This window comes from Pseudothioclava nitratireducens, assembly GCF_029210495.1.
Classification (GTDB): domain Bacteria; phylum Pseudomonadota; class Alphaproteobacteria; order Rhodobacterales; family Rhodobacteraceae; genus Pseudothioclava; species Pseudothioclava nitratireducens.
Window position 1 is genome coordinate 32,368 of sequence record NZ_JARGDK010000011.1, and the last position, 23,461, is coordinate 55,828.

The following is a 23,461-nucleotide window of genomic DNA, read 5'->3' on the forward strand; positions in this document are numbered from 1 at the left end:
GCCATTCACCCCCGGGATATTTGACGCGATTGGAGCCCACAGAGGTTCAGGCTTTCCAATCGCTCCAAATATCCCGGGGGAGCCCGCAGGCCGGGGGCAGAGCCCCCGACCGCGTTCACAGCCCGTAGATTGCGCCGAATTTGGTCTCGAGATAGTCGAGGAGCGGCTCTTCGGTCGGAGGGAAGCCGCAGGCATGGGCGATGGTGTCGCGCGGCGTGCGCAAGCCGCCGTGACGCTGAAGGTTCGCGCGCAGCCAGTCGGTTGCCGGTTTCGCATCGCCCTGCGCGAGGCCCGCGTCGATCCCGGGCACTGCCGCGCGCATCGCCTGATTGAGGCAGCCCGCATAGACATTGCCAAGGCTGTAGGTCGGGAAATAGCCAAAGAGCCCGACCGACCAGTGCACGTCTTGCAGGAAGCCCTGCGACGGGCGCTCGACGCGGGTGCCAAAATCATTTTCGAAGCGGGCATTCCACGCCTCTTCCAGATCGGCCACTTCGAGCCGCCCCGCAATCAGCTCACGTTCGAGGTCGAAGCGCAGCATGACATGGAGGTTGTAGCTCAGTTCGTCGGCCTCGGTGCGGATATGGCCCGAGCCCACACGGTTGACGATCGCGTGGAAGCTCTCGGCATCGGCCACGCCGAAATCGCCGAACATCTCGACCATGCGCGTGTAGAGCCAGCCCGTGAAGGCGGCTGAGCGTCCGAGTTGGTTCTCGTAGATGCGGCTCTGGCTTTCATGCACGCCCATCGAGACCCCGGCGCCCAGCGGCGTGAACAGGTAGTCGGGGTCGATGCCCTGTTCGTAGCAAGCGTGGCCTACCTCGTGGATCGTCGAGTAGATGCAGTTGAACGGGTCGGTCTCGGCGACGCGGGTGGTGATGCGCACGTCATTGCCACCGCCCGAGGAGAACGGGTGCACCGCCATGTCGAGCCGCCCGCGGGTCCAGTCATAGCCGAAGGCGGTTGCGCAGATCTTGGCGAGGCGCAGCTGGCCGTTTTCGGGGAAGATATGGTCAAGGGCGGCGGGTGCGGGCTGTCCCAGAACCTTGTCACGCAGGGCGACAAGCCGGGGGCGCATCCGGTCGAACATGGCCGCGATCTCGGCGGCCTTGGCGCCCGGTTCGTAATCGTCGAGCAGCGCGTCATAAAGATCGCCCTCGGAGAGGCAGGTTGCTTCCTCGCGCTTGAGGTCCACGACCTGTTTCAGCGTCGGCAGGAAATCGGTCGGCGCCTCATTCGCGCGGGCTTCGGCCCAGATGCCCTGGGCCAGAGAGGTCAGTCGCGCCAGTTCCGCCGCCAGACGCGCGGGGATGCGCGTATTGCGGTTATAGCTGCGTCCGATCAGGTCGAGGATGCGCCCGCCCGCCAGATCGGGCGCCTCGGCGCGTGCGAGCCAATCCTCGATCCGGGGATCGGTGCGGCGCGCATGCAGCACGGCCTCCAGCGCGCCGATCTCCTCGGCGCGTTGCTCGCCCGCGCCGCGCGGCATCATCGTCTCCTGATCCCAGCCAAGACGCCCCGCGATGGCCGCCAGCGCTTCGGTTTCCCGCTGAAAGGCGGTCAGGTCCTCAAAGGCATTCATTTCGCGCTCCCCCGGATGGATTGGACAATCGGATAGCGTGCGAGCAGCCGCGCACGGATGATCAGCACCCAGAGCACCACCGCTCCGAGCTGGTGGATCAGCCCCAGATGCAGGGGGGCCGCGTGCATCACGGTGACGATCCCCAGTACGACCTGCAAGAGCAGCATCGCGCCGACCCAGCTAAAGGCGGTTTGCGTCGTGACATGCGAGGACCGGCGTCCCTTGAGAACCGCCATCACGCCGAAAGCCAGAAGCGCATAGCCGACCATCCGGTGGATGAACTGCACGAGCGCCGGGTTCTCAAAGAAATTCTTCCAGAGCGGTTCGAGGTTGAAGGCATCCGAGGGGAAGAACTCGCCCCCCATCAGCGGCCAGTCGATATAGCCGCGCCCGGCGTCGATCCCGGCCACCAGCGCGCCGAGAACGATCTGGAGGAAGGCGAAATGCATCAATCCGGTGCCAAGCCCGAACAGCCGCGCCTCGCCGACGCGGCGGGCCTGCAACAGCTCTGCCTCGGAGCGGCTGAGCAGCAGCGCATACCATGTGATGAGGCCGAGGATCGCGAAGGCCAGCCCCAGATGCACGGCCAGCCGATAGGAGGCGACCGAAACCATTCGACCCTCCAGCCCCGAGGACACCATCCACCAACCAATAGCGCCTTGCAGCCCGCCCAGCACGCCTAGGCCGAGCAAGCGCCCGGTCCAGCCCGTGGGGATGCGTTTCGTCACCAGGAAGCCAAGGAAGCCCACCGCCCAGACCAGACCGATGACACGGCCAAGCTGGCGGTGCCCCCATTCCCACCAGAAGATGCCCTTGAATTCCTCAAGGGTCATGTTCGGGTTCATTAGCTCAAATTGCGGAATTTGCTGGTATTTCTCGAACTCGACCTGCCAGGCGCTCTCTGACATCGGGGGCAGGGCGCCGGTGATCGGTTTCCACTCGGTGATCGAGAGGCCGGAATCGGTGAGCCGTGTCGCGCCGCCCACAAGGATCATCGCCCAGACCATCGCAAACAGCACCAGAAGCCAGAGCCGGATCGCCTTGCGCGCCCCGCGCGGGCGGGTGTCGATCATGCCGCCCTTGGGTTCAGCGGGCCGGGTGTCGCCGCTTGCGACCTCTTCGAAAATGCTGCGTTTCTGGCTCATCGGGCTCTCCTTGTCGCGGCTCAAACTAGGCGCGGGGCGGGCGGCGTTCAAGCGGATTGCGCCGGGGTTCGGCCTTGGGGTCAGCGCGGGGCAAGCCGGGCCATGTCGGGCAGGTCAAAGACCTCCCGGCCCACAGCGCCGCCGCGCAGATCGGCCAACGCCGCCAGCACCGCATCGCGCCCGCCATGCACCTCCATCCAGATCAGCACGCCACAGGCCGCACGGGCATAAAGCGCGGGGTCGGTGCCGCCTGCGCGCCGAAACGCCGTGAGGCCCTCGATCAGCCCGGTGGGCGGCGCGAGGCAGCGCGTATGTCCCACGCCGTCAAGCATATAGCGCGCATCATCGGAGGCGACGACGGCCAGACCCTCGTTGAACCACGCGGGCACCTTGCGCCGGAACAGCGCCCAATAGCCCGCGCGCTGATTGAACTCGGCATGGCTGAACTCATGCGCGATGATCGTGGGGTTGAGCCCGCGCGGGGCGAGCCGCAGCACCGAGACGAAGGGCGTGCCATAGGTCATCGCGGCGGCGGTGCCAGCACCCTGACCCTCGCCGCCAAGCCGCTGATTGCAGGCGAGCGTCTTGCACGCGACCAGCTTCACATTCGCATCGAAGGCGCCATAGAAGCGCGCGATCCGTGCCCGCGCCGTGTCGATGTCGCGCAAAAGCTGGGCGGTTTCGGCCTCCGAGAAGGCCGCCTCGACCATCACGCCCGGCGCGATCGTGCGAAAGCCCATCCGCTCGGGATAGGCGGCCACGCGCAGCGTCGGCACGAAATACATCAGCGCCACCGCGCCCAGAATGGCGCCGGCGAGAATGGCCAGAAGGGAAATCCGCAGGTTGCTCATCGGCCCAAGATGGGGCGGGCGGGCGCGGCGGGCAACGCGCTTATTGGTCGCGCGGGCGCAAAAGCTGGCGCAACGCACCGTGGAGCGTCTGCACCTCCGCCCGTGTCATCCCGAACCGCGTCCACATATTGCGCATGTTGCGCTTCATCATCGCGGCCTTGTGCGGCGGGAAGAAGAACCCGGCCTCTTCGAGCCGCTCCTCGAAATGATCGCCAAGCTTCTCGATCTCGGTTTGGTTGGCGGGATCGAACCCCGCGAGCCCCGGATCGACGGGCACCGCATCAAGCGTATGGCGGGAGTATTCGTAGGCCGTGAGTAGCACGGCCTGACCCAGGTTGAGCGAGAAGAACTCGGGGTTCACCGGCACGGTGATGATCGCATTGGCACGGGTGATGTCGTCATTCTCAAGCCCGGTCCGCTCGGGGCCAAAGAGGATGCCGACCTTCTGGCCCGCCTTGATCCGGGCGCGGGCCTCGGTCATGGCCGCCTCGGGCGTGTAGATTGGTTTGGGCAATTCGCGCCCGCGCGCTGTGGTTGCAAAGACGAAATCGCAATCCGCGACCGCGCCCGCCACGTCCGCGAACACACCCGCATGATCGAGCACCCGGCTCGCCGCGCCTGACGCCATCGCCACCGCCCGCGGATTAGGCCAGCCGTCCCGCGGATCGACGATCCGCATCCGCGTCAGCCCGAAATTCAACATCGCGCGCGCAGCGGCGCCGATATTCTCGCCCATCTGCGGGCGCACGAGGATGATCGCGGGTTGGTCGGTCATGGGCTCTCCTTTGCCCCTGCCATAAGGGCGCGCAAGCCCACTGGCAAGGGCGCGGCGCTTGCGCTAGAAGGCGGCAAAGCGAAAGGAAGCCCCATGTCCGCCGAAGACCGTCCGCAGATCTATCTCGTCACGCCCCCGAGCTTCGAGCTGGGCAGCTTTCCCGCGCTTCTGGGCCGGGTCCTCGATACGCATGAGATCGCCTGCATCCGTCTGGCGCTGGCGACCCGCGACGAAGACACCATCGGGCGCGGGGCGGATGCGCTGCGCGAGGTCGCCCATGCGCGCGACGTGGCGCTGGTGATCGACAGCCATGTGAAGCTCGTGGAGCGTCACGGGCTTGATGGCGTGCATCTGAACGATGGCGCGCGCACGGTGCGCTATGCGCGCAAGGAACTGGGCGCGGAGGCGATCGTGGGCGCGTTCTGTGGCGTCTCGCGCCACGAGGGCATGGGCGCGGGCGAGGCGGGGGCGGATTATGTTTGTTTCGGCCCCGTGGGCACCAGTGCGCTTGGCACGACCGAACCCGCCCCGCGCGAGCTTTTCGAATGGTGGTCAGAGGTGATCGAAGTGCCGGTCGTGGCCGAGGGCGCGCTCACGCCCGATCTGATCCGCGACTTCACCCCGGTCACCGATTTCTTCGCCATCGGCGAGGAAATCTGGACGCAGGACGATCCGGTCGCGGCGCTTGGCGCGCTGATCGCGGCGATGGGCTGAACAATGAGCGACTGGCTGGGCGATAGCGACGGGCCGATGGGCGATCACGGGGCGTTCATGCGCTCTGAACTCCGGGTGCCGCGCGCCGATCTGGCCGCCCATATTCGCCAGCTTGATGGGCCGCGCAACCTGATCGCCATCGTCGGAGCGCCCGGCGCGGGCAAGTCGCATCTGGCCGAGGAACTGGCCGAAGCGCTCAATGCGCACGCGCCCGGTTCGGCTGCGATCCTGCCGATGGACGGGTTCCACCTTTCGAATGAAGAACTGGATGCGCGCGGGCTGCGCCACGTCAAGGGAGCGCCGGAAACCTTTGATGTCGAAGGTGTTTTCGCGCTCCTGTCGCAGCTTAAAACGACGCCCGGCGCGATCCCCGTGCCGACCTTCGACCGCGAGGCCGACCGTGTCGTCCCCGATGGCGCAACCATTCCCGAAGCTGCGCACTACATCCTTGTCGAAGGTAATTACCTGCTGCTCACCCGGCCCGGTTGGCGTGATCTCTACCCGCTGTTCGATCTCTCGATCCGGCTCGACGTGTCCGAAGAAGAGCTGCGCGCGCGGCTTACGCGGCGTTGGGAAAATCTCGATCTCCCGGCTGACGAAGTTATCCGCCGTGTCGAGCAAAATGACCTGCCCAATGGCCGGACCATGCTGCGCGAAAATCGCGGCGCCGATTTCGTGACGAGCGACTGAGCTTTAATCAAACCTCAAAGCCTCAAACGGAGCTTTCGCCACGTTCGCGCGGCTCGAGGCGCAGCCAGATCCCATCCTTCCCGCGCACGGTCAGATGCGCGACCGGCACGGGCGGCCGTTCCGGCAGAGCGGTAATCTTGAAGGCGCGCACGATCATCGACAGGATCAGCGGCCCCTCTGCCATCGCAAAGCCCGCGCCGGGGCAGACCCGCGCGCCTGCCGAGAAGGGAATATAGGCGCTGCGCAGGCAGGCTTTGCCGTTCTCGGTCTCCCACCGGGCCGGGTCGAAGCCATCGGGATTATCCCAGAGCCGTTCGTGGCGGTGCAAGTGCCATGGGCTTACGACGACCTGATCGCCGGGGTTGACCGTGCGGTCACGGAAGGTTTCGGGGCAGGTTGCCTCGCGCACGAACATCGGCACAGGCGGGTAGAGTCGCATCGCCTCGCGGAACACGGCCCGGCTGAGCTTCAGCTTGTTGATAATTGAAAAATAAGGAATTTCCGGGCCGATCTCGACCTCAGCCTCGGTGGCGATCCGGTCCTGCCAGTCGGGATGCGTGGCCAGCAGATACAGCGACCATGCCAGCGCCGAGGCGGAGGTTTCATGCCCCGCGAGGAAGAAAATTGCGACCTGATCAACCATCTCCTCGGTATCGAAACAGGCGCCCGTTTCGGGGTCTGGCGTGGTCATGATCTTGGTCGCCAGATCATCCGGCGCCGTGCCCGCCGCGATCTCGGCCATGCGCTGGTGCGTCAGCCCTGCGATCAGCGCGCGGATTTTGCGCGCGGTGCGGGTCGTGGCGCGTCCGTGAAAGCGCGGGAACCAGCGCGGCAGTGGCAGGAGGGCGCCGAGATTGACCACCGGCGCCGAGCGTTGATGGGCGCGGAATTCGTCGAATACGGCCCCCGCAACTTCATGCTCTATGGGGATCGAGAACAGCGTGCGGAAAATCACATCCGCCGCCGCGTGTGAGGTTTCCATTTCGATTTCAATGGGTTCTGCGGTGTTCTTGGCGCGCAGGCGTTCCACGCAGGCGATACCTGCATCCCACATTGCGGGAAATGTATCCCGCAGCCGCCCGCCCTCGAAGGCGGGGTCGATGATGCGACGCTGACGCGCCCATATGGCCCCGTTTGTAATGAAGACGCTGTCCCGCAGAAGCGGCTTGAGCCCCTCGCGCACCCGGTCGGACTTTGGAAAATCGAGCGGGCGCTCGCGCAGGATCACGTCGACCAGCGCGGGGTCATTGCACAGGAAAGACCTGAAGAACGGCGTTTTGAACTCTGCCATCCAGGCGCGATAGAGCCGTGCGGGCTGGGCTGAGAGGATGTCTTGCCGAAACAGCCGGAAATAGCGCAGGAGCGAGACCTTGTCGGGGCGGGGCGCGGGCTTGGGCGGGAGCGTGCTCATGTCATACTCGTAAAGCGGTTGACCGGACGGACAATGCGGCTTTTTGACGGGGCACGCCCGGCGAAGCGCGAGGCCAGCGTCAGGGGGCCGGCGGTGATGCGGAAATAGTCGTAATCGCCGGGGCGGTCGAAGGCGCACAGATATTGGAAATGCAGCCGAAAAAAGCGCCAGCGTAGCTCGGCCCACCGCTCGGGGCTGAGCGTCTGGGTGAAGGCCGCCGAGATCACGAGGGGCCAGAGTTGATCCGCAGGCGCGACGCCGCTCACCGCCACCGGGTCGCAGAGCGCAAAGGCACAGCCATCGCCGGGCGCGGTCACATCGACCCAGGTCAGATCGGGGCAGGCGGCGAGGTGATGGAGGTCTGCGCGCAGCCGGTGGGCTTCGGGCAGGAAGCTTATCATCGGGACGACCTGACCGAGCGAGAGGAAGGCCAAGGCCGGGGGCGCTGCCCCCGGACCCCCGGGATATTTGGCGCGATTGGAGGGGGGGATACGCCCCGTGCGGCTCAGGTCGGCGAGGATCGAGACCGCCAGATGCGCGCCTGAGCTGTGGCCGACGACGAGCACCTCGTCCCAGTCTTCGGTGAGGGCCGTGGCGATGATCTCGCCGAACCGGGCCATCCTGTGCTCGAGCGCGGGCGGGTTCGCCCCTCGCCAGCGCGCCGAGAAGGCGTAGTCATGCATCAGGTAATAGGCAAAAAATTTGCCGTCCCGTTTGCGAAACCAGCGCAGGATAAGGGGGATGAGGGCAAGGGCGGGGATCAGGGCGGCAAGGCGCAAGAGTGGGTGAGCACTGAGCATTGCGAGGCCCGCATAAAGGAGCGCGGCCGCGCCGAGCGCGAGGGCGAATTGCAAGAGCAGCATTCCGATCGGGTAGAGCGCCGCGATCACCGGCCCTTTGCGCAGCTTCATCAGCCGGAAGAGCGCCCCCGTTGCAATATAGGTCCAGGCCGTGCGGGCAAGCTGGCCATAGGTGGCAGGGATCGAAGCCCCCATCGAGTCGCGCACGATGTCGGACCAGACCAGCACTTCGATCTCGCTATCAATCGTTTTGCCGTCTTGTGTCGAGGTGACGTGCCAGCCATAGGGGCCGCCCGACCGCTTCGGGGCCAGCGCAATCTCGTAGCCTGAGATCGCCGCCTGTGCTGCGCCCTCGCTGCGGTAAAGTTCGCGGTAGCGGCGCGGATGAATCGGGTCATAGCCGGGGATGTAGAACACCCGGCGGCGTGTCACCTGCTGTGCTGGCACTGCGGTCATTGAAGCCTCTCGTCGCGGGTGACCCTAGAGACAAACTTCGGCGAAAGTAAGATCAGTCAGGCGGTTGGCGCGGTCCAGCGGGCCTCGTTCGCCTCGATCGCGGCGATCCGGCGCGGCGTCTTGGGATGGGTCAGAAGCCAGGCCGGCACGCCTTCGCCCGGGTTCTTTGTCAGCGCGTCAAGTTTCGCGAAAAGCGACTTCTGCGGCTCTGTGCCGAGCCCCGCCTTGATCAGCAGGGCCGAGGCGAACTCATCCGCCTCGAACTCGTCGCGTTGGCTGAGGCGAGCGGCCAGTGCCGTGGTCAGGATGTTCGCGATCCAGATGCCGATGAAGGGCAGGAGCCGCCCGAGGATCGTCATCAGCAGCACCCGCAGCGCGTTCTGGCCTGAAAAGTCGATCATCCGGCGGCGCGAATGCCCGAGGGCCACATGGCCCAGCTCATGGGCGACAACCGAGCCGATCTCTTCGGGGGTGACCTCTCCGGCGCGGTATTTGTGCATGAACCCCTCGGTCAGAAACACGCGCCCATCGGGGGCGGCGAGGCCGTTCACTGGCTCGACCTGAAAGATGTAGACCGGGATTTCTGGGACGTTGAGGGCGCGGGCCAGCCGCTCGAGGATCGGGTCGAGACGGGTGTCGCGGAGCCGCCGCGAGTTGGCGTCGAGCTGGCGCTTGAGCGACCAGGCCGAGAAGTGCCACATCGCGACACCGTAGAGGATCAGCAAGAGGAAGGGCAGGAACCGGATCATGCTCTGGATATGGGGCGTCGGGCGGGCGTGGTCAATTGGCCGGTTTGCTGACCGACCAGAGCCACCATCCAAAGCCCGCCGCCACCGCACCTGCCGCGAGAAGGCCGAGCGCGTTGGAGGCGAATTCGGCTGCCGCTTCGAGGTTAGCGCCGAAGACGATGCCAAGTCCGATATAGGTGGTGACCCAGACGGCCTCGCCGAGCGCGCCCGCGATGGTGAACTGGCGGTGAGAGTAGCCGGTCGCCCCGGCGGCGAGATTGATCCATGGACCCAAGGCCGAGAACATCCAGCGTGTGAGGAACACCGCCCAAGCCCCGCGGGCCTGTAGCCCCGCAATCGCCCGCGCGATCAGCTTGGCGCGTTTGCTTTTGCCCTCGGGCACCAAGCCGCCCGCGCGTCGCCCGAGCGCATAGCCCGCCTGATCGCCGCTGAGCGCGCCCGCATAGGCCGCGCCCGCCATGACCGGCAGCGACAGATCGCCCGAGCCGACGAAGGCCCCCGAGGCAATCATCATCAGCGAGGACGGCACCGGGACGGCGAGGCAGCTGAGAAACGTGGTCAATGCCAGGAGCCACGGGCCATAGACCGGCAAAAGTGCCAGCAGGCTGTCGAAGAGAGCGGTCATTGCTTCTCCGGTCGCTTCGGCATCTGGGGCAGGGCCACCCGCAATTCTTCTATCAGCTGATCGACGGGTTTGCCGGTCCTCTGCGCAATGTCGATCAGCCGCACGCGCCCGACCCGTTCCACGCCCAGAACCGCGTCCAGATCCTCGCGCGAGACATGCCAACTGCGCACGATATAGCCTGCCGTCATCCACGGCTCGGGGTCCTGGCGGTGATGCTCGGGGTTCGCCCAATAGATCGTGAGAACCAGTATTCGCAGCGCGAAGACAAGCGCCAGAGCCGAAGCCAGCACAAAGCCGATCAGGGCGATCCGGTGGTTGTGCCACAGATGCCTGAGGCGGCTCATCCGAGCACCTTCATCGCTTCGGTGATCCCGGCCAGTGTCAGCGGATACATCCGGTTCTCGAACTCTTCCTGAAGGATCGCGATCGAGCGCGTATAGCCCCAATGCCGCTCGGGTATCGGGTTCAGCCAGACATGGTTCGGCCACTGTTCGCGCGCCCGTGCCAGCCAAAGCGCGCCCGGTTCGGGGTTCCAATGCTCGTTCGCGCCGCCCGCATGGGTGATTTCATAGGGCGACATCGAGGCGTCGCCCACGAAGATGCATTTGTAATCGGGCCCGTAACGGTTCAGCACCTCCCAGGTGGGGGTGACCTCGTCCCAGCGGCGACGGTTCGATTTCCAGACGCCCTCGTAGAGACAGTTGTGGAAATAGTAGTGCTCGAGATGCTTGAACTCGGCCTTGGCCGCCGAGAACAGCTCCTCGACCAGTTTCACATGCGCATCCATCGAGCCGCCGACATCGAGAAACAGCACGACCTTGACCGCGTTATGCCGCTCGGGGCGCGTTTTCACGTCAATATAGCCCGCGTCGGCCGAGGCACGGATCGTCGCGGGCAGGTCCAATTCTTCATGCGCGCCGTGCCGCGCCCATTGCCGCAACCGCTTCAGCGCGACCTTGATATTGCGGGTGCCAAGCTCGATCGTGTCGTCGAAATCGCGGAACTCGCGTTTGTCCCAGACCTTGACCGCGCGCTGATGGCGGGAGCGGTCCTGACCGATCCGCACGCCCTCCGGGTTGTAGCCATAGGCACCAAAGGGCGAGGTGCCGCCGGTGCCGATCCATTTATTGCCACCCTGATGGCGGCCCTGTTGTTCCTTGAGCCGCTCCTTGAGCGTCTCCATCAGCTTGTCGAACCCGCCAAGCGCCTCGATCTGGGCTTTCTCTTCTTCGGACAGATGGCGTTCGGAGAGCTTGCGCAGCCACTCTTCGGGCAGATCAACCGCCTCAAGCACCTGCTCGGGCGTGATCGCTTCGAGGCCCGAGAAACTCTCGGCGAAGGCGCGGTCGAAACGGTCAAGATGGCGCTCGTCCTTCACCATCGCGGCGCGGGCGAAGTAATAGAACCCGTCGATGTCGTAGGTGCACAGCCCTGCGGCCAGCCCTTCGAGAAAGCTCAGATATTCGCGCAGGGAGACCGGAACCCCGCCGCGTCTGAGCGCCTCGAAGAAGGGCAGGAACATCGCTCAGCCCCCCCGGCTCATCCGGTCCACGATCAGCGTGATGATCAGCCCCAGAAGCGCCAGTGCGATGGCGTGCACGGCGGCATATTGCGCGCGGTCAAACCCGTTGCCGCCCCGCGCCTTGGCGCGCCGGTCACCCCAGATGGCGCCGATCACGAGTCCTGCGATCACGAACATGGTCTTCTCCCGCTCGCCTATCGGCCGCGCGGGATCGACCGCCAGCCGCTCAGTTCACGCGCGCCCCGGCGTCCGCCAAGGCCGCAACTTCTGCCGCGCGCCGTTGCACCGCCGCGTCGGAACCAAAGCCATAGCGCGCCCATTGCGCGATGTCGAGCCGGGCCTGACGGGCCTGCGCGAGGTTGCCAAGCTGCTCATAGGCCTCGGCGCGGATCATGTGCAGCGTCGCCATCAGGGCGGCGTTTTCCGCGCTGATCGCGGGCGAGAGCGAGCGGTTCACAAGCTGGATCGCATCCTGCGCGCGCCCCGCCGAGAGGGCAAAAGCGGCCAGTTGCATATCCACATGCGCCGCCTGAATCCCCGCGCCCGGCGTCGCACGATAGATTGCGCCCGCATTCATGAAGGCGCGCAGCGCCTGATCGGGGTCGGATTGCAGGCTCAGACGTCCAAGCGCAAACCACGCGAACGCGGTGCGCGTGTCGGTCCAGCCCTGTGCGGCGGCGATCTGAAGCGCCTCGCGCGCGCCGGCCTGACGCCGGGCGGGGTTTGCACTGGCTCCGAGGGCGCGCTCGATCGCGGCGACATAGCCGCGCGGCGTTGGGTCCTCACGCAGCGCATGAACCGGGCCGCCAGCCGGGTTGATCCGCGCCAGAACCGCGGGCAGGGCGGCCATCACCTCGGGCTGAGACATGCCCGACCGCAGTTCCGGCGCATAGGTCGCGCGCAGGATCGTCATGTCGTAGCGGGTCAGAACCGTATGGAAATTGTCGTCGTTCCAGATCGTATCGGGCAGGCGGTAGAGATCGTTGACCGGTCCAAGCGCCTGGCTGATTTCCTCATGCAGGCAGTCACGCACCTCTTGCGGGGTCGCATCCGAGGGAATGAACACCGTCGCCAATTCACGACGCACAAGCTGCGCCCAGTCCGATTTGGCCGAGCGGCGGGAGGCTTTGTAATCTTCCCAGCCGGTCACGCCCGGCACCACGAAACAGGCCGCGTTCGGCACTTGCGACTGCATCACGCGCTTGGGGAGGAATTCGACATTGATGCGGTTGGGTGCCCCCGGTGCGGTGCTTACCGGCAGACCCGCCTCGCTGCGCAGGCGTGCGACCAGACGGCCAAGCTCCTGCGGTGCGGCCGGGTGCACAGCCCCCGAAAGTGTAATCGAGACAGGCCCCTCGAACCGGGTGAACCGTGGCAGCGCGCGGCCGGATTCGAGCGAAAAGCTGAGTTCAAGGAAATCGCGGGCGAGCTGTGCGTTCGCCGGCAGCCCCGCGCGTGGCACCGGGGCCGAAAGACCCGGAACGGGATCGGCAAGCGGCAGGTCAATGGCCGCAGAAGAGGCGCGCGCCGTGGGGCTCTCCACGGTCGGTGCCGCCCCGCAGGCAGCCAGCGCGGCTACAAGCACAAGGCTCGACAGGCGCGTCAGAAAACGGTGGCCCGGACGCGTTGGAATACGCGCGGGCCGGGCGGTCTCTGCGCGATGTGCAGAGACCGCCACAAGCGGCAGACATGTATCACGCATGGCAGTGCGTTCTTCCCAGGTTGGTGCGCTCAGATTAGGCACAGTGGGTGAAGTTCATCCAGTAAATCTTTGTGAAACAAGTCGATTTTTCTGTGGCCGATCCAGATATTGTGCCTGCAACCGGCCCAGGCCACGCCTTATTGTTGCCACAATTGCGCTGGTCCCAGGGCACTTCGCTCAAACGGGAAACAGTTTGGTTCCCAATCTACGACTTTGTCCGGGATTTGGCGGGGTGCTGAGACGCATCGTTTCCGAATCGGAAATCGTGCGCGGACGGTTTTCTGGAAAAAAATGTGATGACGCGCGCAGCTTCGTGGAAACGGGGCGGGTTTCTACGATTTCGCTGCGATCAATCAGCCCGTTCGGCAGGGATTAAGCCCTGATGCGAAACAAAGGCTCCGATGCGCGCGGGCAGAGTCCGAATCGAGCTTGCGCCAAGGGCTCAATAGGAACGGGCCGCCCGTGGGCGGCCCGCGCATAGGTTTGGTGCCGGATCAGCCGCGCGCGCGACGACGACCGCGCCCGCCGCCTGAGGCCGCTGCCGCAGAGGCCTCGGCGAAGCTCGCGCCTTCCTTGACCGCTTCGAGCACCTTGGCGAGCTTGATCCACTCCATCCCGTTCGCGTCGTGATCCATCAGCAGGTTGGCGGCGCGGATGGCCTCCATCTCGACCGAGCGGACCGGGTTCATGATCGCCGAGGTCATGCCTGCGCCAATTGCCATCGGCAGGAAGGCGGCGTTCACGCCGTGGCGGTTCGGCAGACCGAAGGAAATGTTCGACGCGCCGCAGGTCGTGTTCACGCCCAACTCTTCGCGGAGGCGGGCAACCAGCGTAAAGACCTGACGGCCTGCGGTCGCCATCGCGCCCACCGGCATCACCAGCGGATCCACCACGATGTCATGCGCGGGGATGCCGAAATCGGCCGCCCGCTGCACGATCTTCTTGGCCACTTCGAAGCGAACATCGGGGTCCTCGGAGATGCCGGTATCGTCGTTCGAGATCGCCACGACCGGCACGTTGTATTTCTTGACCAGCGGCAGCACGAGTTCCAGACGCTCTTCTTCACCGGTGACCGAGTTCAGGAGCGGACGGCCCTCGGCGGCAGCGAGACCCGCTTCGAGCGCGGCAGGAACCGAGCTGTCGATGCACAGCGGCACATCGGTGATCGCCTGAACGCGTGCGATGAGTTCCGCCATCAGCGGCGGCTCGACAAAGTTGTTGTCGGCATAGCGCGGGTCCTCGGCCATCTTGTTCGAGAACACCGCCCCCGAGTTGATATCGAGCACCGTCGCGCCGCAGGCGACCTGCTCCAGCGCGTCCTTCTCGACGGTCGAGAAATCGCCCATCTCCAACTCTGCCGCCAATTTCTTGCGGCCCGTGGGGTTGATGCGCTCGCCGATCACGCAGAAGGGCTCGTCGAAGCCGATCACGACGGTCTTGGTCTTGGACTCGAGTACGGTGCGGGTCATGGTCAGCCTTTCGTGTGTTCCGCGATCCAGGTCGCGTTGGTCGTGATGCCCCCGAGGGGGAAGAAGTGGACGGCTTCGATGCCGAAGCTCGGATTGGCGGCCTTGTGTGCGGCGAGATCGTGCAGGATCTCGTCAGGCGTAAAGGGCAAAAGCAGCTTGGTCACGTCGCGCGCGCGTTTTTGCAGCACGTTGAGCGAGGGGCCGACGCCGCAGGCAATGGCGAATTTCAAAAGCGTTTGCAGCTTGGCCGGGCCCGCGATGCCGATATGGATCGGGATGTCGATGCCTTCGGCGGTCAGGCGGTTGACCCATTCGATGACCGGTTTCGCCTCAAAGCAGAACTGCGTCACGATGGCCATGTCGGCATCGGTGCGTTCCGAGAATTTCTGTTTCCACTGAAGGGCTTCCATGACGTTCTTGTCACTGCCGTCGGCGTCGATGTCGCGGTTGCCCTCGGGGTGACCGGCGACGTGGAGGCGTGCGAAGCCGTCGAAGGCGCCGCTTTCGATGAGCTGCATCGAATTGTCGAAATCACCGACCGGCGTGCGCGGGCCACCGCCCAGCAAAAGGGCCTGTGTGACGCCGGCCTCGCCCTTGTAGCGCGCGACCCAGTCATGCAATTCAGCCGCGTCACGGATGATGCGCGCCGGGATATGCGGCATCGGCTCGAAGCCTTCATTGCGCAGGCGCTTGGCGGTTTCGAGCATTTCCTCGATGGGCGTGCCTTCGATATGCGCGATATAGACGCGGGTGCCTTGGGGCATGATGGCGCGGAAATCCTCGACCTTGGAGGCGGTGCGCGGCATCACCTCCATTGAGAACCCATCAAGAAACGCCGTCAGGTCGCCATTCTTCGGGGGCTGTGCCTCGCGGCGAAATTGCAAAAGCGCCATGTCACTCTCCGTCAGGGGGCGGGGGGCTGTCCCAGCCGTCATTGTCGATCAGCGCGCGAATGCGGGCCGCGTCATAGTCGGAGACGATACGTTCGAGCGCGGCCTCGGCGGCCTCGGCATCGCTGCCCTCGATCTCGATCCATGGCGTTTTGCGCCACTCGGCGAGATAAGCGTCCGAGTCCTTCGCACCCACCTTCATCGCACAGCGGTCGATCGCTTGCTCGAAGCGTTCGGGCAGGGCTTTCTTGACCCCGCGCCGTCCCGCGCCCGCAATGATCTGGGCCGGAATGTCGCGCCATGTGACAAGGGTAATTTGCGCCATCTCGAATCCTCTCCTGAGCACAGCTTTACGCGCCGTCCCGCCCCGAGCCATGACGGTTTTCGACCTCTGGGCGTGCGCGTGCGACACTTGGCCCTTCTACCCGGCTTGCGGGGGCGCGACCACCATCCGGCCCATGAAACTTTCGCAAGATAAAGATGAACGCGGCTCAGGCGGCAGCGGGCTGACGCCGCGGCGGGGTCAAAACGTGGTCAATCGGGTCGCGGCGTCTTGAACCGGGGTCGTCAAACCGTTACCTTGGGGATAACTTGAAATCGGAGGGCGTGACTATGGCGCCCAGGCGTCCCCGGTCTGCGGGCGCGTTCCCGAAGAAACCGGTAGAGCACCCCGCGACCCGTAAAAACGCCGAGAAGGGCGAGCTTTATGCTGCGCTCGATCTTGGCACCAACAGCTGCCGGATGCTGATCGCCCGACCGAAGGGCAATCAGTTTCAGGTGATCGACAGCTTTTCCAAGGCTGTCCAACTCGGTCACGGGCTTGAAGCCTCTGGCCGTTTGTCACGCAATTCGATGGCGCGCACCGTTCAGGCCCTTCAGATCTGCCGCCGCAAGATTGAGACGCATGGCGTGAAGCGGATGCGCCTTGTGGCGACCGAGGCGTGTCGGCGCGCGGGCAATGCGCGCGATTTCATGCGTTTCGTGCGTCGTGAAACCGGGTTGCCGCTGGAAATTATCCCGCCCGAGGAAGAAGCCCGGCTGGCCGTAATCTCTTGCGCCTCGCTGGTCAGCCCGAAGACCGAGCAACTCTTGGTCGTCGATATCGGGGGCGGCTCGACCGAGCTGGTCTGGATCGACATTTCCGCCGTGCCGCCGCCAGACCGCGCCCGCGCGATCATGCGACTGTCGGGCGGGTTCAATCAGCCCGATACGGGTGAACCGGCGGCTCGGGTGCTTGACTGGATTTCGGTGCCGCTGGGGGTGGCGACGCTCAAGGATCAGTTCTCGGATGTCGAGGACGACGCCGCGCGTTTCGCGTTGATGAGCTGGTTTTTCGAAGAGAAGCTTGCCGATTTTACCCCCTATGCCTCGGGCAGTCCGCAAGAGGGGTTTCAGGTGATTGGCACCTCGGGCACCGTGACCACGGTCGCGGCCTGCCACCTTGGACTGAAACGCTACGACCGGACGCGGGTCGATGGGCTCACCATGAGTTCCGAGCAGATCGACGCGGTCATCCGCTCCTTCCTGCAACTCGGGCCCGAAGGCCGCCGCCTCGATCCGCGCATCGGGCGCGACCGGCACACGCTGATCATGTCGGGGGCCGCAATCTTGCAGGCGTTGATGCGGGTCTGGCCGACCGACCGGATGTCGGTCGCCGATCGCGGCCTGCGCGAGGGGCTGCTCTATGCACAAATGGCCGCCGATGGCGTGCTCGAAGAATTGGGACAGATCTGATGGTCAAGACACCTACCGGCAAGAACACCTCCGGGCGCGGGCAGCGCGATCTGCGCGTCCGGGTCAAGACGGCGAAGGGGCGCAAGCTGAGTTCGACGCTTTGGCTCGAACGGCAGCTCAACGACCCCTATGTCGTGCGTGCCAGGAAAGAGGGCTACCGGGGCCGCGCCGCCTACAAGATCATGGAGCTGGACGACAAGTATCGCTTCCTCGTTCCGGGCGCGCGGGTGGTCGATCTGGGCTGCGCGCCGGGCGGTTGGTGTCAGGTGGCGGTGAAGCGGGTGAATGCGCTTGGCGAGAAATCCGGCAAGAAGCGCGGCACCGTTCTGGGCGTCGATCTGCAAGAGGTCGATCCAATCGCCGGCGCGGACATTCACCAGCTCGATTTTCTCGAAGAGGGCGCGGACCAAAAGGTGAAGGACTGGCTGGGCGGCAAGGCCGATGTGGTCATGTCGGACATGGCGGCTTCGGCCTCGGGCAACCAGCAGGTCGATCACCTGCGCATCATCACGCTGTGCGAACACGCCGCCTACTTTGCCTTCGACGTGCTCGAAGAGGGCGGCACTTTTGTCGCCAAGGTGCTGGCGGGCGGTGCGGAGCAGGAATTGCTGCTTGTTCTCAAGAAGAACTTCACCAAGGTCGCAAATGTGAAACCGCCGGCGAGCCGCAAAGACAGTTCCGAGAAGTTCGTTGTGGCACAGGGCTTTAGGGGCAAGCGCCACGAGGATGGCGCGGGCGAGAGCGCGGGGGACTACGACTAAGGTCGTAGGGCATCTGCGACCCCGGCGATTGTCTGGGGGCCAAAAGCGCTTATCCTGTTCGCTCCACGCTTGCGGAAAGAGGGGAGGCTTTTCGTCATGACGTCGCTGCACCACCGCGCGCAACCGCGCAACCACGCCGATATCGTGAAATCCGTCGTCGCCTCGTCCTCGGCGGCCGGGCGGCCGGGCTTTGCGGCCAGTTGGCGGCGTTCGCTGATCCATCACAAGATTGACCCCGGTCGCGCGGAACGGCTCGACCGCCTGACCGAGGGCGAGATGCGCGAGCGACGCGAGGCGGCGGGGCTTTTGGTCGCCGTTGCGACGCCCGTGCTCGACCGTCTGGCGCGGGCGGCCTGCGATACCGGCTGCACGGTGCTTTTGTCGGATGCGGAGGGGCTTATCCTCGATGAGCGGGTGCGCTCGGGCGATCTGGGTGATTTTCATGCCTCGAACCTCGCGCCCGGCTCGGACTGGTCTGAAGGGGCGGAGGGCACGAACGGGATCGGCACCTGTGTCGCCGAAGGGCGCCCCGTGGTGGTCTGGCGTGACCAGCATTTCCGCGCGAACAATACCGGGCTGACCTGCATGGGCGCGCCGATCTTTGGCGCGGGCGGAGAGCTTGCGGGTGTGATCGACGTCTCCTCGGCGCGCCACGACATGACCGAAGGCTATGCGCGGCTCGTCGCGCTGACGGTGCAGGATGCGGCGCATCGGATCGAGGCTGACCTGTTCCGCGCCTGCTATGACGGCGCGCGGATTCTCTCGACCGGGTCGGGCGAAAGCGCGCCGCAGGGTGTCATGCTGCTCGCGCTCGACCGCGACGATCTGGTGATCGGGGCCACGCGCGCGGCGCGGCGGCATCTGGGGCTGGAAGACGGCCAGATCGGGCGCTTGCCCGCGAATGATCTTCTCGAAGAGGCCGGGGCGCGCGGTGGTCTGCAAGAGGCGCAGCGCGCCGAGATGGCCCGCGCTCTCGCGCGCAATCACGGCAATGTCTCTGCGGCGGCGCGTGATCTGGGTATCGGGCGGGCAACGTTTTACCGCAAGGCCAAGGCGCTCAATCTTGAAGTGTGATCGGGGCGCGACCTGCGGACCCCAATGCAAAAGGGCGCCCGGAGGCGCCCTTTGATCTTTCTGAACGGGATCAGAACCCGGCCTTGATCTTTTCGAACTCGGCCAGCTGACGCTCGCGCAGCGCCGGATCGTTCGGGGTCTGGGCGAGCACCGGGGCGGTGATCTCGTTCAGGCCCGCATCGACCAGCTCCTCATCCGAGATCAGCGCCATCGCCGCCTTGCTGGTGTGGCCGTAGCCGATCGCGTCAAGCAGCGCGGGGCCTGCCTCGGGGCGCAGCCATGCGTTGATGAAGTCATAGAGCTTATCTTCCGAGCCGGGGCCGTCCTTCATGTTGACGAAGCCGCAGAAGAACGAGGACGAGCCTTCGGTCGCTTCGCGCTGGAAGGCGACAGGGTAATCATCTTCGCGCAGATAGGTCACGCCATCGTTCCACGACCACGACACCAGAACTTCGCCCGACGCCATGGTTTGCGCCTGCTCCGAGGGGTCGGCCCAATAGCTTTGCACGTTCTGATGCGCCTCGCGCAGCCAGGCGGCGGCGGCGGCGAACTGTTCCTCGGTGACATTGGTCCAGTCGGTCACGCCGGTCGCAAGATAGGCCAGCGCCCAGACGTCGTCCGAGCTGTCGGGCAACGAGGTGCGGCCCTGATATTTGGGGTTGGTAAAGACGTTGAGCGAGGCGACATCCTCAGCCGGAACTTCTTCGGGGTTGTAGGCAACCGCGGTCGCGCCCCAGTCGGTCGGAATATACCACACGCCCTGATCGTCCTTGAAGATCGGCGAGTTGAGGTATTTCGGGTCGATATTGGCGAACTCGGGAATGCGCGAGACATCCCACGGCTCGATCAGCCCGGCATCGCGGTATTTCGAAACCATCTGCGAGCAGGGATGCGCGGTGTCCGCCTTGAAGCCCGAGGCGAGTTTTTGATAGGCCTCGTCATCATCGCCGTAGAAGGTGTAGGAGGGGCTGTCGCCATGTTTCTCGGTATAGGTGGCGAACAGGCCCGGCTCTTCGAAGCCCGCCCAGTCGAAGACCAGCAGGTCCGGGTCGGCGGCCTGCGCCGGAATCGCAAGGGCGAGGGCGGCGGTGCCCGCCATCAGAGAGGTGAGTTTTTTCATTTTTCGAAAGATATCCCTGTTGGTGAGATGAGTTCTGCTCTCGACGCTAGAGCGGAGCTTTTGCCCCCGCAAGAGCTTTTGCCACGGCTGGCCGGGATTTGATCCCCGTCGCGCGCGCGTCTTGTGCTGGACGTGCGGCACGCGGGGCCTAACTGGGCGACGAGACGAAACATGAAGGAAATGACGATGGGGACGGCTCCGATCATTTTGTGGTTCCGGCGCGACTTGCGGCTGCATGATCATCCCGCGCTTGTGGCGGCCTGCGACAGTGGGCGGCCGGTGATTCCGGTATTCATCCATGACGAGACGGTCGAGGCGATGGGGGCGGCGCCGAAATGGCGGTTGGGGCTTGGGCTGGCGCGTTTCGCCAAGGCACTGGAAGGGCAGGGCAGTCGTCTGATCCTGCGGCGCGGTCGCGCGCGCGACGTGCTTGAGGCGCTGATTGCCGAAACCGGGGCCGAGGCCGTCTACTGGACCCGCTACTACGACCGCGCCGCAAGGGCGCGCGACAGCGAGATCAAGGCGTCCTTGAAGGAGCGCGGTCTGGAGGCGCAAAGCTATCCGGGCCACCTGTTATTCGAGCCGTGGGAGGTCGAGACCGGGACGGGCGGACCCTACCGGGTTTATTCGCCCTATTGGCGCGCGGTCAAAGATCGTGGCGTCGATGCCCCTCTGAAACGTCCCGACGCGATCCCTGCGCCCTCGGACTGGCCCGCGAGTGAGGCGCTGGAGGATTGGGCGATGGGCGCGGCCATGCGGCGCGGGGCTGAGATCGTCGCGCGACATGTGCATGTGGGCGAAGAAGTGGCGCTTGGTCGCCTTGGTGCCTTCGTGCAGCACAAGATCGGCGCCTATAAGGAGGAGCGCGATTTCCCGGCGGTGGATGCCTGTTCGGGCCTGTCCGAGAACCTGACCTATGGCGAGATCTCACCGCGTGTGATCTGGCATGCGGGCTGGCGGCAGATGCAGGACGGCGCACGAGGGGCAGAGCATTTCCTCAAGGAACTGGTCTGGCGCGAATTCGCCTGGCACCTGCTTTACCACTTCCCCGAAATGGACCGCGCGAACTGGCGCGAGGAGTGGGACGCCTTCGGCTGGCGGGGCGACAACGATCAGGCCGAGGCATGGCGGCGGGGCCTGACCGGCGAGCCCTTCGTCGATGCCGCCATGCGCGAGATGTATGTGACCGGCACCATGCACAATCGCGCCAGAATGATTGCAGCGTCTTATCTGACGAAACATTTGCTGACGGATTGGCGGGTGGGTCTTGCGTGGTTCGCGGACTGTCTGATCGACTGGGACCCGGCCTCGAATGCGATGGGCTGGCAATGGGTCGCGGGCTCCGGTCCGGACGCCGCGCCTTACTTCCGCATCTTCAATCCGGCCGGACAGGCGGAGAAGTTCGACACCGACGGAACCTATCGCAAACGCTTTATTGCAGAGGGAAATCGTCACGCGCCCGACACTGCCCGCGCCTATTTCGAGGCGGTCCCGCGCAGCTGGCGTCTCGCCCCTTCGCAGGCCTATCCAAAGCCCGTCGTCGATCTGGCGCAGGGACGGGCACGGGCGCTCGACGCATATGAGGCGCGCAAGGCTGCGGACGGGTAACCCTGCGGAAGTCATTCCCAAATTCTGCCATATTCGCGCGTTAACGTCGCTCGAAACGGGAGACCGATCACAGAGGCGAGTTCATGCAACGAGTAGTCTTGCGCGGCAGCAGTTCTGCGCACCTGCCAACGATTTCGAGGCTTTTTGGGGGCATAGGGCTGGCCTTCACCGGCTTCTTTGCCGGGTCAACGGTGATGCCTTACCTTCCGATCGTTCTAAAGGGGGCGGGGGTGCTGCCTCTGGTCGCGGCCTCGTTCGGATTGCTGGTCGGCTGGCGCGTGATCGGTCCGCAGGTCGGTCAGGGCTACCGGAACGCGATGATGGTGGGTCTGCGCGGCGCGCTCTATGTTGCGATCTGGGCACTGATCTATCTGGGGGCGGCGCAGATGCTGCGCCTGTCGCTGCGCCTGCAATATGACAGCGTGACCGAAGCGGTACTCGACGTGGTGGCCAAGGGGATCGAGTTCGGGATCGCCTCGTTCCAGCCGCCCGTGATCGGGACCCTGCTTGTCGGCGGCGTGCTTTCGGGTATCTTCGCCGAATGGGGGCGTGCGCGCTGGCGCTGACGGGCGGTTCGCACGCGCCGACTTGAATGAAGAAGGCCGTGCAAAGACTTGACCTGCAATTACTTTTTCTACGGAACCTTGCGTCATGTGCCGCTGCTCGAAGCGGTTCTGGGACATCCGGTTGAGGCCCGTTCGGCCCGCGCGGCGGGCTTTTCGGCCTTCCATGCCACGCGCGCAAACCGCAGCTATGTTTTCCCGGTTCTGGCCGAGGCGCGGGGGGCGAGCGCTGAGGGCATCGTCGTCACCCTGAGCGCCGAGGACCGCCGCAGGCTCGATTATTACGAGGCGGGCTATCAGGCCGCGCCGATTGCCGTCGAAATCGGCGCAGAGCCGCAAGAAGCATTGACCTATCGCGCGCCGCTCGACCAGTTCGCGCCCGGCGCAGCTTGGGTGTTTGACGACTGGCAATCCCGGTGGGGCGCCATCGTGACCGAGGCTGCGGCCGAGTTCATGTCCGGGCTTGATCACATCCCGGCGACGCAGGGGCTTGGGCGCTTTCCGATGATCCTGGTGCGGGCAGCCTCGCGGTTGCGCGCACGGGCCAGCCAAAGCCCCGCCACGCTGCGGCGGGCGGCGCAGCCGCGCGATGTCGAGATCGACCATGTCGCGCCCGGCTATGCGCATTTCTTCGCGGTGGAAGATTATCAGCTTCGGCATCGCAGATTCGATGGCGGCCAGAGCGAGACACTCGACCGCGCGGCCTTTGTTTCGGGCGATGCGGCCTGCGTTCTGCCCTATGATCCTGTCCGTGACCGGGTGCTTTTGATCGAACAGTTCCGCATCGGGCCGATGGCGCGCGGCGATCGCAACCCGTGGCTTCTTGAACCCGTCGCGGGGCGGGTCGATCCGCTGGAAACCCCCGAGGAGGCGGCGCGCCGCGAGGCTGTCGAGGAAGCGGGCATCACGCTGGGCGATCTGATCCCGACGCCACATTTCTATCCGACGCCCGCGGCGAAATCGGAATATCTTTATTGTTACATTGGCTTGGCGGAGCTTCCTGATTTGCCCGAGGGCGGGGGCGGTCTGGCCGATGAGCATGAGGATATCCGCCGCCATCTGGTTTCCTTCGACCGGCTGATGGAATTGGTCGAGACTGGCGAGGCGGAAAACGGGCCGTTGCTGGTGATTGCGCTCTGGCTCGCACGTCAGCGTGACCGGCTTCGCGCGCAGGCCGGGGTCGAAAGGGCTTGAGGCCCGCGCGCGCGCGCCCTAAGTCT

Annotated in this window: 24 protein-coding genes; 8 read left to right on the plus strand and 16 right to left on the minus strand. The window is 65.1% G+C overall.

Annotated features, from left to right (window positions below; all coding sequences use genetic code 11):
* Nucleotides 1-115 precede the first annotated feature (115 nt).
* The 4 genes from P0X85_RS12440 to P0X85_RS12455 all read right to left on the minus strand — a co-directional run bounded on the left by P0X85_RS12440 (nt 116) and on the right by P0X85_RS12455 (nt 4,353).
* The gene (locus P0X85_RS12440) at nt 116-1,582 is read right to left on the minus strand and encodes a carboxypeptidase M32 (RefSeq protein ID WP_275813758.1); all 1,467 of its coding nucleotides are present in this window, start codon (nt 1,580-1,582) and stop codon (nt 116-118) included.
* Nucleotides 1,579-2,727, minus strand: coding sequence for a heme A synthase (gene ctaA / locus P0X85_RS12445; protein ID WP_275813761.1), 1,149 nt, complete (start codon nt 2,725-2,727; stop codon nt 1,579-1,581). Before ctaA ends, P0X85_RS12440 begins: the two co-directional genes overlap by 4 nt.
* A gap of 80 nt (nt 2,728-2,807) precedes the next feature.
* A complete protein-coding gene (locus P0X85_RS12450; RefSeq protein WP_275813764.1) occupies nt 2,808-3,578 on the minus strand; it encodes a hypothetical protein in 771 nt (256 codons plus the stop codon).
* Between the two features lie 40 nt (nt 3,579-3,618).
* A complete protein-coding gene (locus P0X85_RS12455; protein ID WP_275813767.1) occupies nt 3,619-4,353 on the minus strand; it encodes an RNA methyltransferase in 735 nt (244 codons plus the stop codon).
* Between the two features lie 93 nt (nt 4,354-4,446).
* Here P0X85_RS12455 and P0X85_RS12460 point away from each other — a divergent pair, with 93 nt between their 5' ends.
* Nucleotides 4,447-5,067, plus strand: a complete 621-nt coding sequence (locus P0X85_RS12460; RefSeq protein WP_275813770.1) for a thiamine phosphate synthase — start codon at nt 4,447-4,449, stop codon at nt 5,065-5,067.
* A gap of 3 nt (nt 5,068-5,070) precedes the next feature.
* Nucleotides 5,071-5,757 (plus strand): nucleoside/nucleotide kinase family protein, encoded by a 687-nt coding sequence (locus P0X85_RS12465; protein ID WP_275813773.1) that lies wholly within the window; start codon nt 5,071-5,073, stop codon nt 5,755-5,757.
* Nucleotides 5,758-5,779: 22 nt separating this feature from the next.
* On the opposite strand, the gene P0X85_RS12470 is transcribed toward P0X85_RS12465, so the two are convergent.
* From P0X85_RS12470 to P0X85_RS12520, 11 genes are all read right to left on the minus strand, one after another.
* The gene (locus P0X85_RS12470; RefSeq protein ID WP_275813775.1) at nt 5,780-7,168 is read right to left on the minus strand and encodes a cytochrome P450; all 1,389 of its coding nucleotides are present in this window, start codon (nt 7,166-7,168) and stop codon (nt 5,780-5,782) included.
* Nucleotides 7,165-8,424, minus strand: coding sequence for a hypothetical protein (locus P0X85_RS12475; protein WP_275813779.1), 1,260 nt, complete (start codon nt 8,422-8,424; stop codon nt 7,165-7,167). The genes P0X85_RS12470 and P0X85_RS12475 overlap by 4 nt, the downstream gene beginning before the upstream one ends.
* A 56-nt stretch (nt 8,425-8,480) precedes the next feature.
* On the minus strand, nt 8,481-9,173 hold the full coding sequence (locus P0X85_RS12480; protein ID WP_275813783.1) for a M48 family metallopeptidase: 693 nt from the start codon (nt 9,171-9,173) through the stop codon (nt 8,481-8,483).
* A gap of 31 nt (nt 9,174-9,204) precedes the next feature.
* Nucleotides 9,205-9,798, minus strand: a complete 594-nt coding sequence (locus P0X85_RS12485) for a DedA family protein (protein WP_275813786.1) — start codon at nt 9,796-9,798, stop codon at nt 9,205-9,207.
* On the minus strand, nt 9,795-10,142 hold the full coding sequence (locus P0X85_RS12490) for a hypothetical protein (RefSeq protein ID WP_275813788.1): 348 nt from the start codon (nt 10,140-10,142) through the stop codon (nt 9,795-9,797). The genes P0X85_RS12485 and P0X85_RS12490 overlap by 4 nt, the downstream gene beginning before the upstream one ends.
* Entirely contained in the window at nt 10,139-11,320 is a 1,182-nt protein-coding gene (locus tag P0X85_RS12495) for a vWA domain-containing protein (RefSeq protein WP_275813790.1), read from the minus strand. Before P0X85_RS12495 ends, P0X85_RS12490 begins: the two co-directional genes overlap by 4 nt.
* A 3-nt stretch (nt 11,321-11,323) precedes the next feature.
* On the minus strand, nt 11,324-11,497 hold the full coding sequence (locus P0X85_RS12500) for a hypothetical protein (protein WP_275813792.1): 174 nt from the start codon (nt 11,495-11,497) through the stop codon (nt 11,324-11,326).
* Nucleotides 11,498-11,546: 49 nt separating this feature from the next.
* Entirely contained in the window at nt 11,547-13,022 is a 1,476-nt protein-coding gene (locus P0X85_RS12505; RefSeq protein WP_275813794.1) for a DUF2927 domain-containing protein, read from the minus strand.
* Between the two features lie 494 nt (nt 13,023-13,516).
* On the minus strand, nt 13,517-14,491 hold the full coding sequence (locus P0X85_RS12510; RefSeq protein ID WP_275813797.1) for a methyltetrahydrofolate cobalamin methyltransferase: 975 nt from the start codon (nt 14,489-14,491) through the stop codon (nt 13,517-13,519).
* A gap of 2 nt (nt 14,492-14,493) precedes the next feature.
* Nucleotides 14,494-15,384 carry a methylenetetrahydrofolate reductase gene (locus P0X85_RS12515; protein WP_275813799.1) on the minus strand — a complete coding sequence of 297 codons (891 nt, stop codon included), beginning with the start codon at nt 15,382-15,384 and terminating at the stop codon, nt 14,494-14,496.
* A 1-nt stretch (nt 15,385) separates the two neighbouring features.
* Nucleotides 15,386-15,706, minus strand: coding sequence for a virulence factor (locus P0X85_RS12520; RefSeq protein ID WP_275813802.1), 321 nt, complete (start codon nt 15,704-15,706; stop codon nt 15,386-15,388).
* A gap of 287 nt (nt 15,707-15,993) precedes the next feature.
* Between P0X85_RS12520 and P0X85_RS12525 the strand changes: the two genes are divergently transcribed.
* The 3 genes from P0X85_RS12525 to P0X85_RS12535 all read left to right on the plus strand — a co-directional run bounded on the left by P0X85_RS12525 (nt 15,994) and on the right by P0X85_RS12535 (nt 18,950).
* Nucleotides 15,994-17,115, plus strand: a complete 1,122-nt coding sequence (locus tag P0X85_RS12525; protein WP_275813805.1) for a Ppx/GppA phosphatase family protein — start codon at nt 15,994-15,996, stop codon at nt 17,113-17,115.
* Nucleotides 17,115-17,876: an RlmE family RNA methyltransferase gene (locus tag P0X85_RS12530; RefSeq protein ID WP_275813808.1), complete on the plus strand. Its 762-nt coding sequence runs from the start codon at nt 17,115-17,117 to the stop codon at nt 17,874-17,876. Before P0X85_RS12525 ends, P0X85_RS12530 begins: the two co-directional genes overlap by 1 nt.
* A 96-nt stretch (nt 17,877-17,972) precedes the next feature.
* Nucleotides 17,973-18,950 (plus strand): GAF domain-containing protein, encoded by a 978-nt coding sequence (locus P0X85_RS12535; RefSeq protein WP_275813811.1) that lies wholly within the window; start codon nt 17,973-17,975, stop codon nt 18,948-18,950.
* Between the two features lie 70 nt (nt 18,951-19,020).
* Here P0X85_RS12535 and P0X85_RS12540 read toward each other — a convergent pair whose 3' ends face one another.
* Nucleotides 19,021-20,070: an ABC transporter substrate-binding protein gene (locus tag P0X85_RS12540; protein WP_275813814.1), complete on the minus strand. Its 1,050-nt coding sequence runs from the start codon at nt 20,068-20,070 to the stop codon at nt 19,021-19,023.
* 186 nt (nt 20,071-20,256) lie between these two features.
* Here P0X85_RS12540 and P0X85_RS12545 point away from each other — a divergent pair, with 186 nt between their 5' ends.
* The 3 genes from P0X85_RS12545 to P0X85_RS12555 all read left to right on the plus strand — a co-directional run bounded on the left by P0X85_RS12545 (nt 20,257) and on the right by P0X85_RS12555 (nt 23,435).
* Nucleotides 20,257-21,678 (plus strand): cryptochrome/photolyase family protein, encoded by a 1,422-nt coding sequence (locus P0X85_RS12545; RefSeq protein WP_420851839.1) that lies wholly within the window; start codon nt 20,257-20,259, stop codon nt 21,676-21,678.
* Nucleotides 21,679-21,761: 83 nt separating this feature from the next.
* Nucleotides 21,762-22,244: a TrgA family protein gene (locus P0X85_RS12550; RefSeq protein WP_275813817.1), complete on the plus strand. Its 483-nt coding sequence runs from the start codon at nt 21,762-21,764 to the stop codon at nt 22,242-22,244.
* 48 nt (nt 22,245-22,292) lie between these two features.
* Complete coding sequence (locus P0X85_RS12555) at nt 22,293-23,435, plus strand: NUDIX domain-containing protein (RefSeq protein WP_275813820.1); 1,143 nt, start codon at nt 22,293-22,295, stop codon at nt 23,433-23,435.
* Nucleotides 23,436-23,461 lie beyond the last annotated feature (26 nt).

Coding starts and splice junctions, on each gene's coding strand:
- P0X85_RS12440 (WP_275813758.1), bottom strand. CDS start 1,582: ATGAATGCCTTTGAGGACCTGACCGCCTTTCAGCGGGAAACCGAAGCG.
- ctaA (WP_275813761.1), bottom strand. CDS start 2,727: ATGAGCCAGAAACGCAGCATTTTCGAAGAGGTCGCAAGCGGCGACACC.
- P0X85_RS12450 (WP_275813764.1), bottom strand. CDS start 3,578: ATGAGCAACCTGCGGATTTCCCTTCTGGCCATTCTCGCCGGCGCCATT.
- P0X85_RS12455 (WP_275813767.1), bottom strand. CDS start 4,353: ATGACCGACCAACCCGCGATCATCCTCGTGCGCCCGCAGATGGGCGAG.
- P0X85_RS12460 (WP_275813770.1), top strand. CDS start 4,447: ATGTCCGCCGAAGACCGTCCGCAGATCTATCTCGTCACGCCCCCGAGC.
- P0X85_RS12465 (WP_275813773.1), top strand. CDS start 5,071: ATGAGCGACTGGCTGGGCGATAGCGACGGGCCGATGGGCGATCACGGG.
- P0X85_RS12470 (WP_275813775.1), bottom strand. CDS start 7,168: ATGAGCACGCTCCCGCCCAAGCCCGCGCCCCGCCCCGACAAGGTCTCG.
- P0X85_RS12475 (WP_275813779.1), bottom strand. CDS start 8,424: ATGACCGCAGTGCCAGCACAGCAGGTGACACGCCGCCGGGTGTTCTAC.
- P0X85_RS12480 (WP_275813783.1), bottom strand. CDS start 9,173: ATGATCCGGTTCCTGCCCTTCCTCTTGCTGATCCTCTACGGTGTCGCG.
- P0X85_RS12485 (WP_275813786.1), bottom strand. CDS start 9,798: ATGACCGCTCTCTTCGACAGCCTGCTGGCACTTTTGCCGGTCTATGGC.
- P0X85_RS12490 (WP_275813788.1), bottom strand. CDS start 10,142: ATGAGCCGCCTCAGGCATCTGTGGCACAACCACCGGATCGCCCTGATC.
- P0X85_RS12495 (WP_275813790.1), bottom strand. CDS start 11,320: ATGTTCCTGCCCTTCTTCGAGGCGCTCAGACGCGGCGGGGTTCCGGTC.
- P0X85_RS12500 (WP_275813792.1), bottom strand. CDS start 11,497: ATGTTCGTGATCGCAGGACTCGTGATCGGCGCCATCTGGGGTGACCGG.
- P0X85_RS12505 (WP_275813794.1), bottom strand. CDS start 13,022: ATGCGTGATACATGTCTGCCGCTTGTGGCGGTCTCTGCACATCGCGCA.
- P0X85_RS12510 (WP_275813797.1), bottom strand. CDS start 14,491: ATGACCCGCACCGTACTCGAGTCCAAGACCAAGACCGTCGTGATCGGC.
- P0X85_RS12515 (WP_275813799.1), bottom strand. CDS start 15,384: ATGGCGCTTTTGCAATTTCGCCGCGAGGCACAGCCCCCGAAGAATGGC.
- P0X85_RS12520 (WP_275813802.1), bottom strand. CDS start 15,706: ATGGCGCAAATTACCCTTGTCACATGGCGCGACATTCCGGCCCAGATC.
- P0X85_RS12525 (WP_275813805.1), top strand. CDS start 15,994: ATGGCGCCCAGGCGTCCCCGGTCTGCGGGCGCGTTCCCGAAGAAACCG.
- P0X85_RS12530 (WP_275813808.1), top strand. CDS start 17,115: ATGGTCAAGACACCTACCGGCAAGAACACCTCCGGGCGCGGGCAGCGC.
- P0X85_RS12535 (WP_275813811.1), top strand. CDS start 17,973: ATGACGTCGCTGCACCACCGCGCGCAACCGCGCAACCACGCCGATATC.
- P0X85_RS12540 (WP_275813814.1), bottom strand. CDS start 20,070: ATGAAAAAACTCACCTCTCTGATGGCGGGCACCGCCGCCCTCGCCCTT.
- P0X85_RS12545 (WP_420851839.1), top strand. CDS start 20,257: ATGGGGACGGCTCCGATCATTTTGTGGTTCCGGCGCGACTTGCGGCTG.
- P0X85_RS12550 (WP_275813817.1), top strand. CDS start 21,762: ATGCAACGAGTAGTCTTGCGCGGCAGCAGTTCTGCGCACCTGCCAACG.